The following is a 14490-nucleotide window of genomic DNA, read 5'->3' on the forward strand; positions in this document are numbered from 1 at the left end:
CACCTATTCGGACGGTGCCGTCAAACCCTTGCGCTCCAGGATCGACCAGCATTCCTCCGCCGTTTCGGCATAGTCGAACAGGCTGAGATCGTCGGCCTTGATGAAGCCTTCCTCGGCCAGGGCCTCGAAATTGATGATCTTGGTCCAATAGGCCTTGTCCATCAGCACGATCGGGCAGAAGGACATCTTGCCGGTCTGGCGCAAGGTGATGATCTCGAACAATTCGTCGAGCGTGCCGAAACCGCCTGGAAATACCACCAGCGCCGCCGAATGCATGGCGAGGTGCATCTTGCGCATGGCGAAATAATGGAAGCGGAAGGTGAGGGAAGGCGTGGTGTAGGGGTTGGGATATTGCTCGTGCGGCAGAGTGATGTTGAAGCCGATGGTCGGGGCACCGGCTTCGTTGGCGCCGCGGTTGGCCGCCTCCATGATGCCGGGGCCGCCACCGGTGGCGATCACGTTGAAGCGCCCGCCGCCATCCTCGTTGAGGGCGCCGCCGCGGCGCGAAGCGATATAGCCGAAAGTGCGGGCTTCCTTGTACCAGCGGCCGCGATTGCCCGGTGCGTTCTCGCTGACCCGGGCCGAGCCGAAGACCACGATGGTGGAACGGATATGGGCCGCCTTCATTCCCTCCTGAGCCTTGGCATATTCGAGCTGGAAGCGCACGCCGCGGGTCGAGTCACCCAGCATGAAGTCGGGATCGAGGGCCGCCAGGCGATAGGCCGGCGCCTCGCTTCGCTGCAATTCATCGACCTTCGCGCGCGTTTCGGGGGTCAGGGCCTCGACGGTGGACAGCATGTTGGTGGGCGCGGAATTGTCGGAAGACGGCATGGAGACCTTGCGTGAACCAGTGAAACACTCTGCTCTATTGAGCCGTTGTGCCCGACACTGCAAGACCCCAGCGGTTGTAGGGGCCTTTCGGGTGGGTGCCGTATTGGCTCAATCTGGAAATGGTTGGGATAGGGCACCATGACCCCTCATTCGCCTGCCGGCACCTTCTCCCTTGCGGGTGTCGTCCACTCCACTTGGAGTGGACCGGGTTGCGCGAAGCGCCGGGTGAGGGGGGCACCGTCCCATCCGGACTTCTGATCTTAATTGAAAAAAGGCGAGTTCCTAGAGCCCGCGCCCCGACAGCATGTTGCGGCGGATGCGTTCGAGCGCGGAGTCGGCGCCGTCCGGTTTGGCAGCCGGCTCGAAGGCCGACAGGAACTCCAGCAGCGTGTTGGCAAGCGTGTCGCGTCTCAGGCCGTAATGCACGTTCTGGCCGCGCCGTTCACGCCGGACCAGCCCGGCATTCTCCAGGATGGAAAGATGCTTGGAAACCGCGGGCGCCGACATCGCATCGGCGAGCTTTTCGACCACCTGTCCAGCGGTCATGTCTGCCTTCGAAAGATCGGCCAGAATACGCCGCCGGGGTGGCGAGGAAAGCGCTTCGAAGACCTTGTCGACTGTCATATTCCGTTTGCCGTTTTTGCCAAGATGCCCACAAGGCTTTGATAACACGTAATTTTAAATGTTTTCAAGATTAATTAATTAGATAATTAGCGAATAAGTGAATACTTTAGGAAAGCGAAAAGAGGGTTTGAAAACATGCATCGGAAGCGCGCCTCAAGCCGATCATCGGGCTCCAACGCGCCATTTCGCATGGCTCGCCGAGCCCTCTGGTTCCCACTTTTTTCGTCGAGATGGGTGCAAAACCGTTATTTTGCGAGCTAAATCTGCGTTGCCTGATCTGTCGAATGCGGTTCCCTTTTCCGCCAGAAATAGGCTAGAAGGCACCTCGATTTGAGGAAGTGACGATGAGCGACCTAGCCAGCCTGGAAACGACCCTGTTGTCCGATATCGCAGCCGCCGCCGACGAGGCGGGCCTGGAGGCGGTGCGCGTCTCGGCGCTCGGCAAGAAAGGCTCGATCTCCGAGCGCCTGGCGACCCTCGGCAAGATGGCGCCGGACGAGCGCAGAGAGGCCGGCGCCGCCATCAATGTCGTCAAGGAGCGCGTCACCGCGGCACTGGCCGAGCGCAGGATCGTGCTGAAGGCGGCTGCGCTGGAAGCGCGCCTGGTGGCGGAGGCCGTCGACGTGACGCTGCCGGTGCGCGAGAGCGGAACCGAGCTCGGCCGCATTCACCCGATCAGCCAGGTGATCGACGAGATCACCGCCATCTTCGCCGATATGGGCTTCGCCATCGCCGAGGGCCCGGATATCGAGACGGACGAATACAACTTCACCTTGCTCAACTTCCCGCCCGGCCATCCGGCCCGAGAGATGCACGACACCTTCTTCCTGGCGCCCGACGAAAAGGGCGAGCGCAAGGTGCTGCGCACCCATACCAGCCCGGTGCAGATCCGCACCATGCTGAGCCAGAAGCCGCCGATCCGTATCGTCGTGCCCGGCCGCACCTATCGCCATGACAGCGACCAGACCCATACGCCGATGTTCCATCAGGTCGAGGGGCTGGTCATCGACAAGGTGAGCCATGTCGGCCACATGAAGTGGGTGCTGGAGGAGTTCTGCCGCGCCTTCTTCGAAGTGCCGTCGGTGAAGATGCGCTTCCGCCCCTCCTTCTTCCCCTTCACCGAGCCGTCGATGGAAGTCGACATCCAGTGCTCGCGCAAGGGCGGTGAGATCCGCTTCGGCGAGGGCGAGGATTGGCTCGAGATCCTGGGCTGCGGCATGGTGCATCCCAACGTGCTGCGCAATTGCGGCCTCGATCCCGATGAATATCAGGGCTTTGCCTGGGGCATGGGCATCGACCGCATCGCCATGCTGAAATATGGCATGCCGGACCTGCGCCCGTTCTTCGACGCCGACGTGCGCTGGCTCTCCCATTTCGGCTTCCGCCCCTTCGACCTGCCGAGCCTGGCCGGCGGCCTGACGAGCTGAGTTCGCGCGACGTCGAACCAGACGTGAAAAGCCCTCCCCAAGTGCCAGAGAGGGCTATTTACCGGCCATTGTGCCGCCCCTCACTGTACCTCTCCCCGTAAGAACGGGCGAGGGGACGCAGGCGTCGCGCTTTGTCCTTACATACCTGCATCTCGCCTAGCCGTTCCGCGAGATGAAGCGTTTTCAGTTTTGAGCGCCACGCCGATGTCCCCTCGCCCCGCTCTTGCGGGGAGAGGATAGAGGTGAGGGGCAGAGCCACGCTTCAGATCGCGATTGTCAGATCGCACACACCTGCGGCTTGCGTCCGATCCAGGGGGCGGCTTCCTCCGCCTGCGCGGCAAGCTGGAGGATCGTCGCCTCGTCGCCATGGCGCCCGACGAACTGGATGCCAACGGGCTTGTTGCCGTCGGCCATGCCTGTTGGTACCGACATCGCTGGCAGGCCTGAGATGTTGAAGGCGAACATGAAGGCGGCATCCGACCAGCGTGCCAGATAGCGCTCGCGGTCGCCGTCCTCCATCGACCAGTAGCCGACCGGGCGCGGCGGCTGCGTCAGCGTGGGCGTGACGAAGACGTCGAAGGGAGCGATTTCCGTTGCGATGCGCTGGGCAGCCTTGCGTACGGCGCCGAGACTGGCCGAATACTGCGTCGCCGACAGGGTCTTGGCATATTCCAGCATTGACCAGTTGAAGGGCTGGAGATCGGCCTCTTCGGGCGGGCGCCCGGCGAATTTGGCGTGCTGGGTGAATTCGGTCGAGGTCTCCACGGCGATGATGTCGTTGTAGCGCCACCAGGCCTCTTCGAGATCGACCTCGAAGCGATATTCCTCGACCGTGTGGCCGAGGCTTTCGAGCAGCCTGACGGCGTCCTCCACGGCCGCTTTCACCTCGGGGGCATAGGGCTCGCCGAAGGGGGCGGTGAGCGTATAGCCGATCTTCAACCTCTTGGGACGCTTGGCGAGCAGGGATAGCCAACTCTCCGCAGGGCGCGGCGCCGTATAGGGATCGCCCGGCAGATTGCCGGCGACGACGTCGAGAAAGGCGGCGGTGTCACGCACGCTGCGGCTGTTGCACAGGAAATAGATGCAGCCGAACCACAGATCCGCATCGAAGGGGCCGTAGCTGACCCGGCCGCGCGAGGGTTTCAGGCCGACCACGCCGCAGCAGGAGGCCGGTACGCGGATCGAACCGCCGCCGTCGGAGGCGTCGGCGATCGGCACAATGCGCGCGGCGACCGCCGCTGCCGACCCGCCGCTCGATCCGCCGGCGGTAATTGCCGGATTCCAGGGGTTGACGGTGGGCCCGTAGAGGCGCGGTTCGGTGGAAATGCACCAGCCATATTCAGGCGTGTTGCTGCGTCCGATCGGGGCGAGGCCGGATTCCCGCATGCGGCGGCCGATTTCCGAATCCGCCGGGCAGACATAATTCTGGAGATAGGCGAGCCCCGAGGTCAGCGGCGTGCCCTTCCACTGGGTGCCGAGGTTCTTGAGCAGGAATGGCACGCCGGCGAACGGGCCCGAACCCGGTGCTTCGGCGACCTGCCGCGCGACGTCGAAGGTCGGGATGACCACGGTGTTCAGCTTGGGATCGAGGCGGCCGACAAGCTCGATCGCGGTCTCGACCAGCTCCGAAGCCTTGACCTGCTTGGCCCGCACCAGCTCTCCGAGCGCCAAAGCGTCGGACCCGGCATAGAGCTTTACGAGATCGTCCGTGACGGCAACCATTTCCTTACCCCATAATTCCATCGGCCTGCGATGGCCGCCAGTCTGGAGGTAAATGCGGCGGAATTGGATGCCTCTGCTTCCACGATCTCTTGCCTTGTCCGCTGGAGGGACTTGCGCCGGCGCAGCGAGCCCACCAATGGCCGGCCGCGCCGCATTTGGTTGACGCAGAGGGATTGCCCGTCCGCAGGTCGGAGACTTTCTCTCGGCCGCCGCGACAACGGCGCGTGGCCGGCGAATGCCGGCCTTGCTTCCTCAGCGCAGCGCCTGCGGCCCTATGGCTCCTTCCGCCGTAACTCGGACCGCGGAGAGCGGTTCGGCGATGTCTTCCAGGCCCTTGCCTTCTGCGTCGACGCCGTAGAACAGCGCCACCACGCCGCCGAAGATCATCACCGCCGAACCGACGACATAGCCCCAGAACAGCGGGTCGCGCTCGGTACCTTCCCCGACCAGATAGCCGAAGATCAGCGGCCCCATCGAGCCGACGACCTGGGCGACGGCGAAGAAATAGGAGATTGCCTGGCCGCGAACTTCCAGCGGGAAGATCTCGCTGACGGTCAGATAGGCCGACGAAGCCCCCGCCGAGGCGAAGAAGAAGGAGATGCACCAGAACAGCGTATGGGTATTGGCCGTCAGGCTACCCTGCTTGAACAGATAGGCAGAGACCAGCAGCACCGCCCCCGCCAGCACATAGGTGCCGAAGATCATCTTGCGCCGGCCGATGGTGTCGAACAGCGGCCCGAGCAGCAGCGGCCCGATCAGATTGCCGATGGCGAAGGGGAAGAAATACAGCGCCGTCTGCGACTCGTTGAGATGATAGAAATTCTTCAGCACCAAAGCGTAGGTGAAGAAGATCGCGTTGTAGAGGAAGGACTGCGTCACCATCATGGTGATGCCGAGGAAGGTGCGCGATGGGTACTGCCGGAAGAAAACATCCACCAGTTTGGAGAAGGGAACCGATTCTTCCGGTTTGACGTACATCGCCTTGCTGTCGTCGACGGGCGCGAGCGTAACGCCCTGGGCGCGCACGCCGGCCTCGATGCTCTCGACGATGGTCTCGGCCTCCTTGTCCTGGCCGTGGGTGACCATCCAACGCGGGCTTTCGGGGATGTGCCGGCGCAGGAAGATGATGACGAGACCGAGCACCGGCCCGATGAAGAAGGCGATGCGCCAGCCGACATTCTCGGCAAACAAAGTGTGGTCGAGCAGAAAGAAGCTGCCGACGGCGCCCAGCATGGCGCCGGCCCAGTAGGTACCGTTGACGGCGATGTCGACCCGGCCGCGATATTTGGCCGGAATGAGTTCGTCGATGGCTGAATTGATCGCGGTGTATTCCCCGCCGATGCCCAGGCCTGCGACGAAGCGCCAGAGATAGAGGAACCAGGGCGTCCAGGCGAAGCCCGCCACGCCGGAGCCGACGAGATAGATCGCCAGGGTGATGATGAACAGCTTCTTGCGGCCCCAGCGGTCGGTTAGCCGCCCGAAAAACAGGGCGCCGACCACCTGGCCGATCAGGTAGATCGTGCCGGCGAAGCCGACTTCGGCGCTGGTCATGCCCAGGCTTTTCTGGAAACCGGAGGCCGAAACGAGCTGGATTTCGATACCATCGAGGATCCAACTGATGCCAAGGCCCACCACGACCATCCAGTGGAAGCGAGCCCAGGGCAGTCGGTCCATACGTGCCGGAACGAGGCTGCGGATGGCTTTGCCATCGGTCAATTCTACCGGCATGATCGTACTCCTTGCAGCGTGAATTTCGTCCCACAATATTGTTTGTTAACCTTTTGTAATAATTCGCGCTTGAATCACCTCATGTCAATGCTTCCGATAATACCTCTGGGGAATAGCGTAGCAGATGAGCAGATTGGGGATTGTGGTCTGCGTCGTCCTGGACAATGGGATCTATCGATCCTTACTGGTGCCGTATGGCTGATCTTTCATTTATTTCACCATGCGGCATAATGACGGGCGCAGTGGATGAAATCTGGCCTAGGAGGCGGCCGTGCAATCTGCTGCCGAGTGTGAGGCGCCGAGGCTTGGTGGCGTCAATGTCTCGTTAACCCCTACCGCCCATTTTGCGCCGCCAACCACAGAGCCTGTGTTCTATTCATGCAAGGCGGTTGCCGGGCGGTTGTACGGGGGGGTATACCGGTTATCCGCCTCGCCCCACTCGGGCCCTCATTCGCGGTTTCCAGATTCACGGTTCAATGGCCAAGCTTTTTCATCATCCTGTCGACCCGCAATCGCGCTTTATTCGTCTCGTGCTCAGCGAAATGGACGTGGCGACCGATCTGGTCGAGGAAAAGCCCTGGGAGAGACGAGAAGCCTTCCTGCACATGAATCCGGCCGGCGTGCTGCCGGTGATGATCGACGCCACTGGCCTGATCGTGCCCGGGGCGACGCCGATCTGCGAATATCTCGACGAGGCCTATGGCGATGCCCTCGGCGAGCAGCGCCTGCTGCCGCGCGATACCAGGGCGCGGGTGGAAACCCGCCGTCTGATCGAGTGGTTCAGCATCAAATTCTATGCCGAGGTCACCGAATATCTGATCACGGAGAAGATCCTCAAGCGCTTCCTGCCGATCGGCGAGGGCGGCTCCTCGCCGGATACGGCGGCGATCCGTGCGGCCAAATCGAATGTGCGCTATCATCTGCGCTATGTCGGATATCTGGTGCGACGGCGGAACTGGTTGGCGGGAGACAGGCTTTCCTACGCCGATTTCGTGGCTGCGGCCCATCTGTCGATCGTCGACTATCTCGGCGACGTGCCCTGGGACGAGGACCAGGCCGCCAAGGAGTGGTATGCGCGCCTCAAGTCGCGTCCGTCCTTCCGGCCGCTGCTGGCCGAGACGCTGCGGGGAACGCCGCCCTCGGCAACCTATGCGGATCTCGATTTCTAGCTTGGTGTTTTTTGACCTGGGACCGCTCGCTTTCTGCCGGGTGCCTGCTTGGCATGGTGTGCACTGTCATCCCCGGCCGAGCATGTCACAAGCTTTGCTTGTGACTGGGAGGGGAAGGGGATCCAGGGGCAAATGCACTGCCCGTAGCTCCTGGATCCCCTTCCCACGGCCTGCGGCCGTGCCGGGGATGACAGTATCGGTGCTTTCGAACTTTGCGGAGGGGCAACAACCCGGGCGCCGGCGGCCTCGCGCGAGGAGGTCATCATGACCGCCCTCAAGGCAGAACTCCTCCAGCGCGCCGAAGCGGAAGGCTTCGATGTCGTCCGCGTCACCACGCCCGACGCCATTCCCCAGGCGCCCGCACGCCTGCGCCGCTTCCTGGAGGAGGGGTTCCATGGCGAGATGGGCTGGATGCACGAGCGCGCCGATCAGCGCGGCGCGCCTTCCACGCTCTGGCCGGACGTGCGCAGCATCATCATGCTGGGGGTCAATTATGGCCCGGACGGGGACCCGATGGCGGGGTTGGCGGATCGCTCTGGCGGGCTGATTTCGGTCTATGCCCAGGGCGACGACTATCACGACGTCATCAAGAAACGGCTGAAAAGCCTCGGGCGCTGGTGGGGCGAGACAACCGGAGCGGCGCTCAAGGTCTTCGTCGACACCGCGCCGGTGATGGAAAAGCCCCTTGCAGCGGCGGCGGGCCTGGGCTGGCAGGGCAAGCACACCAATCTGGTCAGCCGGGATTTCGGCTCCTGGCTCTTTCTCGGCTCGATCTTCAGCGCCACGGAGATCGAGGCTGATGCACCGGAGCGGGATCATTGCGGCTCCTGCCGCGCCTGCCTCGATGCCTGTCCCACCGCCGCTTTTCCCGCGCCTTATCGGCTCGATGCCCGGCGCTGCATCTCCTATCTCACCATCGAGAACAAGGGACCGATCCCCGCCGAGTTCCGTGCGGCGATCGGCAACCGCATCTACGGCTGCGACGATTGCCTGGCCGCTTGCCCCTGGAACAAGTTCGCGGTGGCGGCGCGCGAGCACAAGCTCAAGGCGCGCGAGGACCTGCGAACGCCCAGATTGGCCGAACTCGCCCGCCTGGACGATCCCTCATTCCGGGCACTCTTTGCCAAGAACCCGGTCAAGCGCATCGGGCGTGATCGTTTCATCCGCAATGTGCTGATCGCCATCGGCAATTCCGGCGATGCCGGCCTTGTGGATACGGCCGAGGGGCTTCTGGGCGATGAATCGCCGCTGGTGCGCGCCATGGCGGTCTGGGCGCTCGCCCGGCTCTCGCCGGCCCGCCTGGCAGCCCAGTCCTGGCAGCGGGAATACGAAACCGATGCTGATGTGAGGGCGGAATGGCAGGCCGCCGGCCAGAGCGTTTTGCGATTTGGCGGAATCGCCAAGAATCGCAAAGACGCTCCAGCCAATCCGTAGGATTGGCTTGGAACCAATGAGTTAGAGCAAAATAGCGTTTCCGTCTAAATGCGCTTTGCTCTAGGCGGTGCCGGTGCAGCAAGAGGCCTTATCGTGATGATCATATTGAGAATCGAGCGCAGGGACCGCTTGACGGCGGCGGCGTTCGCCAATAGCGATGCGAACGGGGCAAGCAAGGAGCAGGCCGATGGTCCATAAGGGCGGCGCGCGACGTGACAATTGCAAGCCATCCAGACGTTTCGGTGAAGCCGCGCAGTTCTTCCGTAGCTGGACCGAAAAGCCCCTGCAGATGGGGTCGATCACCCCTTCCAGCCCTTTTCTGTCCAAGGCGATGGCGAACTGCGTCGATCTTGCCTCCGAAGGGCCGGTGGTGGAAATCGGGCCCGGCACCGGTCCGATTACCCAGGCCCTGGTCGAGCGAGGCATCGCCGAGGATCGCCTGGTGCTGGTCGAATACAGCCCGCAATTTTGCGATCTCCTGTCGCAGCGTTTTCCGAAGGCGACGGTGGTGCAGGGCGATGCCTATGCCCTGGCCAATACGCTGGACGGCAGGCTTTCCGGCAAGGCTGCCGCCGTGGTCTGCGGCCTGCCGCTGCTGACCAAGCCCGAGCGGCAGCGGCTCGACCTCCTGGCCCAGGCCTTCACCCTGATGCAGCCCGACGCCGCCTTCATCCAGTTCACCTACTCGCTGACTTCGCCGATGCCGACCAAGAACGCCTTCTTCACCTGGCATGCGTCGCCCCGGATCTGGCGCAACGTGCCGCCCGCCCGCGTCTGGACCTACCGCCAACTTCTGAGGAACTGATTTGGATACGAGAGACCGCCTGATCTGTGGCCTGGATGTCGATAGCGTTGCCAAGGCCGAGGCCCTGGTAACCCAGCTCGGCGACAGCGTGACCTTCTACAAGATTGGCTATCAGCTCATCTTCAATGGCGGTCTGCCCTTCGCCCAGGATCTGGCCCGCTCGGGCAAGAAGATCTTCCTCGACATGAAGCTGCACGACATCGGCAACACCGTGACCAAGGGGGTCGAGGCCATTGCCGGCATGGGCATGACCTTCCTCACCGCGCACGCCTTTCCCCAGACGATGCGAGCGGCGGTCGAAGGCGCCCGCGGTTCGGATCTGAAGATCCTCGCCGTCACCGTATTGACCTCCTATGACGATGCCGATTTGGCCGAAGCCGGTTATGGCAAGGGCGTGGGGGAACTCGTGGCCCAGCGTGTCGCCCAGGCCATGGCGCTCGGTGTGCCCGGCCTGGTGATGTCGCCGGAAGAGGTCGCTTCGACCCGCAACCGGGTGGGAGATGGCATGCTGCTGGTGACCCCTGGCGTGCGGCCCGCCGGCAGCGACAGCGGCGATCAGAAGCGGGTGATGACGCCCGGCGACGCCATCCGCGCCGGGGCCGACCATTTGGTGGTGGCCCGCCCCATCGTGGCGGCTCCCGATCCGAAGGCGGCGGCCGAGGCGATCCAGGCGGAGATCGCGGCAGCGCTATAGCGGAGCACGGACTTCTCAGCGACATGGAGACATGTCGCGATGTCCGCTCTTTGGAAACAAGCCACATTGAAAAAGGGCGCGGCCGATAAGCCCGCGCCCTTTTTGTGGTCTGTGCTGCAGGAGCGGACCTCGCGGCATGTCGCTGAGAAGTCCGCGCTCCCGGATCAGTCCTTGGCGCGTTCGACGTAGGAGCCGTCTTCCGTCATGATCACCACGCGGGTGCCGGCGCTGATGTGGGGCGGCACGGTGGTGCGCACACCGTTGGAGAGGGTGGCGGGCTTGTAGGAGGAGGAAGCCGTCTGGCCCTTGGTCACCGGCTCGGTCTCCGTCACTTCCAGCACGACGCGGGCCGGCAGTTCGATCGCCACCGCCACGCCGTTGTAGAGGCTGATCTGGCATTCCATGTTCTCGGCCAGATAGACGGACTGGTCGCCGATGACATCGTTAGGCACGGCGACCTGCTCGTAGCTGTCCATGTTCATGAAGGCATAGCCATGCGCGTCTTCATAAAGATAGGTGTGCGACTTGGTCTCGATGAAGGCGCGCTCCACCTGCTCGGTGGTGCGGTAGCGCTGCACGGTCTTCACACCGTCCGACAGGCGACGCATGTCGATCTGCGTGGTGGGCGTGCCCTTGCCCGGGAAGAAGCTCTCAGCCTTGAGCACGACGAATAGCTGGTTGTCGATCTCGACGACGTTGCCCTTGCGGATCTGGCTGGCGATGACCTTCACGATAATGTCCTGAAACTTTTCAAGTGAACTAAAGCGTTTTGTGATGTGAGGGAAACGCTCCCAATCGCAAAGACGCGTCGAACCAAAGAGCTAGAGCAAAGCGCGTTTTCACCAAAACGCGCTTTGCTCTAGGAACAGATGTGGGCGCCTCTTACACCGCCCTGCCGCCGAACGAAAGCGCGAAGCGCCGTAAATCGGCGAAAGAAGGCCGAATTCCCGCCTCACGACGCGTTTTCCCACGACTTTCGCGATGACGCTGCCCTGTCATCACGAGGCCGTGAGTGTGTAACAAGCGACGGTCTGCCGACGAATAGCACAGGGACGGGGCCTTTGTTCGGGCCGAATACTGACGAGGCCATTCATGCGGCGATCGACGAAGAGGCCGTGTTCCAGCCTGACGCGGCTCGCTCTATTGGGATTGGGCCTGACCATGCCGCTGGTCGGCGGCACGGCGTCGGCCTGGGCGGGGCAGCTTACCGTGGTGGAGCTCTTCACCAGTCAGGGCTGTTCCTCCTGCCCGCCGGCCAACGCCAATCTGGCCACGATCAGCCGGCGGTCCGGCGTGCTGGCCCTGAGTTTCGGCGTCACCTATTGGGACCGGCTGGGTTGGAAGGATATTTTCGCGCGTCCGGACTACACGCAGCGCCAGGTCGCCTATGAGAAGCCCCTTGGGCAGAGCGGCCCCTTCACGCCGCAGATGGTGGTGAATGGCAGGACGTCCCTGGTCGGCAACGACCTCGCCGAGGTCGAGGCGGTGATCACGGCCGCCGCGGCGGCCCGGCCGGATGCCGGACCGAGCCTTGCTCTTTCTGCCGGCCGCGCCGCCATCGGCAGCCATGCTTCTCCGGCTGCCGGCCTCGACGTCTGGCTGGTGCGCTACGATCCCAGCCAGGTCCAGGTGCCGGTGCACGCGGGCGAGAATTCCGGCCGCACCCTGCCCCATAAGAATGTCGTGCACGATCTGATCCGCCTCGGACATTGGAAAGGCGAGGCTCTCAGCCTGCCGATCCCAGCGCCGCCGCCCGGCATGCGGACAGCCATCCTGCTGCAGGCGCCCCAAGGCGGTGCCATCGCCGCGGCAACGACTGATTGAGGGCGCGTACTCCCTCTCCAACTCCCGCTTGCTGGACGGCTGGTCCGGCTTTCCCCGCGCAGATGCGCAACCACTGAAAGGAAATGAACAATGGATCGTATCGCCAAGATCGTCTCGACGGGCCTGCTGGGACTGGGGCTTGCTTTCGCTGTTTCCTCGCTGTCGCAGGCCCAGGACGCGACGCCGAATACCGACACCATGCAGAAGCCTGCCCCGATGGAATCGCAGACGATGAAACCGATGCAAGGCGATGCCATGAAGGCCGACACCATGAAGAAGCCGATGAAGAAGATGACCAAGAAGCACATGCCCAAGAAGATGAAGAAGCATGGCAAGGCCATGAAGGCGATGTGACCGACACGCGAACGAAGTTCCGGGTCCGACACGCGAACGAAGTTCCGGGTCCGACACGCGAACGAAGTTCCGGGTCCGACACGCGAACGAAGTTCCGGGTCCGACACGCGAACGAAGTTCCGGGTCCGTGCTCAGCGCGGGGCATCCTCCACCAGCCAGCCCTTGTAGCGCACGATCAGGCCGAGCAGGGGGTGGGCGATCTCGACATGAAAGTTGAAGCGCCCATCCTCGGCGCTCTCGAAGCTGTTGCCATAGGGAGCGAGGAAACGTGGCAGCGGCAAGCCGAGGAAACGCCAGTTGCGCACCACGAGCTTGAGCGTGCCGTCCTCGGCGAGGAGGGCCAGGCCGAAGCTGAAAGGCCCGAAACGCTCGTCGATGAGGCCGGCACTGCGGCCACGGCCGGCGGTTTGCACGGAGCGGAAACGGCGTCCGGCAAATTCGCGCCGCCAGATTTCTTGACTGCTTCCTTGGCTGCGCCCGATCTCGAAGGACACGCGCACCGGCACGTCCGCGCCGGCTTCGGGAAAGCCAACGAGGGCGCCGACCAGCCGTGACAGCAGCCCCTTGCCGCGCTCCACGCTGGCGCGACCGCTGACGCTGTGGCTCGCTTCGTGCCAATGCAGGGCCTGGATGGCCGGCGGCAGGTCGCGATAGGCAGAGCCCAGGACGCGCGGATAGAGCGGCAGGCTGGCTTCGGCCGTGACGTCGCGCGTGCCATGCGCGAAGGCCCGGCCGGCAAAGACCCGATCATAATCGGTCAAGGCGAGTGCTCCGGTTGCCGGGCGGGCCCCCGGCTCCGGCCTGATGCCATCGAGGCGCCGGCGGATGAGGGCCTCGATCGCCATCGCCGGAATATAGGGCCCGTCATCGCCTTCGGCCGTCAGGTGCCAGCTTCGCGTCAAAGGCTCGCCACGGTGGCCTGATCCCACGACCTCGACGAACATGCCGCCGCGATGGGGACCCCAGCGCAGAATGTGGTTTGCCCAGAGGAAAAGCCCGGCCAGCGGCCTGAGCGACGGCAGTATTTTCCCCCGCACCAGCAGGCTCAGCCCGATCAGGCAACGATGCAGGATCTCGGGGCGCGGCCCGGCCCCCACCCAGACCGAACGCACACTCGGCCACAGGTCGGCGAGCAGCAGGAGATCGGGCACCTCCACCAGCGAGAACAGCGTATTGGAGAGGGGCATCCGTCCCGGCGGAGCGATGGTGAAACGGCAGGTTTCGGTGAGAGGATGCACGAGCAGGGTCTGCCCGCGCCGCTGCGCCGGCACGGCCTGGCCGGCATAGCTCGCGATCGCCTTGAGCACATTTTCGCCGACGATGGCATGAGGCGAGGGGGCGATGCCGGCGCGGATGGTATCGATGCGCGAGAAGGCGCCGGCGAGATGCCTGACGACCGCGGCGGTGAGCACGGGAAAGCTGCTTACGCCCGAGAGGATTGTGACGCCGCGCTGCCGGGCCGCTGCATCGAGGCTGGTGACGCCGCGCACGAAGGCGGCTCCGTCCGAGAAGTCGAAATAATCGGCCCCGCAGGCGATGGTGGCTTCGATCAGGCGATAGGGCTCCTTGCCGTAACCCTGGAAGGGGCCGCTGGCATCGACGACGATGTCGGGCTTCAGGGCCTGCAATTGCGGCTCGTGGGGCTGCTCGCGATCGAACTGCGCCGGTGAGAGGCGGGCCCGTACCGGGCGGCTGGCGCAGAAGAATTCCGCCTTGGCGAGCGAGCGCCCGGCAATGATGAGGGTGAGGCGGGGCTCGTCCGCCAGCAATTCCGCCAGCCGTCCACCGAAGATGCCGTAGCCGCCGACGATCAGGACGCGCAGGGAGGGTGGGGATGCATTCACGGTGCGGCTCCAGCCTCGCATGCGTACAGGGAGC

At 63.7% G+C, this 14490-nt stretch carries 13 protein-coding genes; 7 read left to right on the top strand and 6 right to left on the bottom strand.

Annotated features, from left to right (window positions below):
• Window positions 1-3: 3 nt before the first annotated feature.
• Together ACZYTC_RS23000 and ACZYTC_RS23005 are read right to left on the bottom strand one after the other, a co-directional pair.
• Window positions 4-831, bottom strand: coding sequence for an LOG family protein (locus ACZYTC_RS23000; protein ID WP_434958212.1), 828 nt, complete (start codon window positions 829-831; stop codon window positions 4-6).
• A 282-nt stretch (window positions 832-1113) separates the two neighbouring features.
• Window positions 1114-1455 carry an ArsR/SmtB family transcription factor gene (locus tag ACZYTC_RS23005; protein WP_434958211.1) on the bottom strand — a complete coding sequence of 114 codons (342 nt, stop codon included), beginning with the start codon at window positions 1453-1455 and terminating at the stop codon, window positions 1114-1116.
• Between the two features lie 344 nt (window positions 1456-1799).
• On the opposite strand from ACZYTC_RS23005, the gene pheS reads away from it, so the two are divergent.
• Window positions 1800-2882: a phenylalanine--tRNA ligase subunit alpha gene (gene pheS, locus ACZYTC_RS23010; protein WP_434958210.1), complete on the top strand. Its 1083-nt coding sequence runs from the start codon at window positions 1800-1802 to the stop codon at window positions 2880-2882.
• Between the two features lie 276 nt (window positions 2883-3158).
• Here pheS and ACZYTC_RS23015 read toward each other — a convergent pair whose 3' ends face one another.
• Together ACZYTC_RS23015 and ACZYTC_RS23020 are read right to left on the bottom strand one after the other, a co-directional pair.
• On the bottom strand, window positions 3159-4604 hold the full coding sequence (locus ACZYTC_RS23015; RefSeq protein ID WP_441773225.1) for an amidase: 1446 nt from the start codon (window positions 4602-4604) through the stop codon (window positions 3159-3161).
• A 252-nt stretch (window positions 4605-4856) separates the two neighbouring features.
• Entirely contained in the window at window positions 4857-6332 is a 1476-nt protein-coding gene (locus ACZYTC_RS23020; protein WP_434958208.1) for an MFS transporter, read from the bottom strand.
• Window positions 6333-6808: 476 nt separating this feature from the next.
• Here ACZYTC_RS23020 and ACZYTC_RS23025 point away from each other — a divergent pair, with 476 nt between their 5' ends.
• The 4 genes from ACZYTC_RS23025 (at window position 6809) to pyrF (ending at window position 10434) form a co-directional block, all read left to right on the top strand.
• Window positions 6809-7501: a glutathione S-transferase family protein gene (locus tag ACZYTC_RS23025; RefSeq protein WP_434958207.1), complete on the top strand. Its 693-nt coding sequence runs from the start codon at window positions 6809-6811 to the stop codon at window positions 7499-7501.
• A 264-nt stretch (window positions 7502-7765) separates the two neighbouring features.
• Window positions 7766-8935, top strand: coding sequence for a tRNA epoxyqueuosine(34) reductase QueG (gene queG / locus ACZYTC_RS23030; RefSeq protein WP_441773224.1), 1170 nt, complete (start codon window positions 7766-7768; stop codon window positions 8933-8935).
• Window positions 8936-9122: 187 nt separating this feature from the next.
• Complete coding sequence (locus ACZYTC_RS23035; RefSeq protein ID WP_441773223.1) at window positions 9123-9740, top strand: class I SAM-dependent methyltransferase; 618 nt, start codon at window positions 9123-9125, stop codon at window positions 9738-9740.
• Window position 9741: 1 nt separating this feature from the next.
• Window positions 9742-10434, top strand: a complete 693-nt coding sequence (pyrF, locus tag ACZYTC_RS23040) for an orotidine-5'-phosphate decarboxylase (RefSeq protein WP_434958204.1) — start codon at window positions 9742-9744, stop codon at window positions 10432-10434.
• A gap of 164 nt (window positions 10435-10598) precedes the next feature.
• Here pyrF and efp read toward each other — a convergent pair whose 3' ends face one another.
• A complete protein-coding gene (gene efp, locus ACZYTC_RS23045; protein WP_434959701.1) occupies window positions 10599-11168 on the bottom strand; it encodes an elongation factor P in 570 nt (189 codons plus the stop codon).
• A 358-nt stretch (window positions 11169-11526) separates the two neighbouring features.
• On the opposite strand from efp, the gene ACZYTC_RS23050 reads away from it, so the two are divergent.
• Both ACZYTC_RS23050 and ACZYTC_RS23055 read left to right on the top strand, forming a co-directional pair.
• On the top strand, window positions 11527-12258 hold the full coding sequence (locus tag ACZYTC_RS23050) for a DUF1223 domain-containing protein (RefSeq protein WP_434958203.1): 732 nt from the start codon (window positions 11527-11529) through the stop codon (window positions 12256-12258).
• A 90-nt stretch (window positions 12259-12348) separates the two neighbouring features.
• Entirely contained in the window at window positions 12349-12612 is a 264-nt protein-coding gene (locus tag ACZYTC_RS23055) for a hypothetical protein (RefSeq protein ID WP_441773221.1), read from the top strand.
• A gap of 131 nt (window positions 12613-12743) precedes the next feature.
• On the opposite strand, the gene ACZYTC_RS23060 is transcribed toward ACZYTC_RS23055, so the two are convergent.
• Window positions 12744-14456 carry a saccharopine dehydrogenase family protein gene (locus tag ACZYTC_RS23060; protein WP_488990606.1) on the bottom strand — a complete coding sequence of 571 codons (1713 nt, stop codon included), beginning with the start codon at window positions 14454-14456 and terminating at the stop codon, window positions 12744-12746.
• Window positions 14457-14490: the final 34 nt, after the last annotated feature.

The organism is Labrys sp. F242 (genome assembly GCF_057813875.1).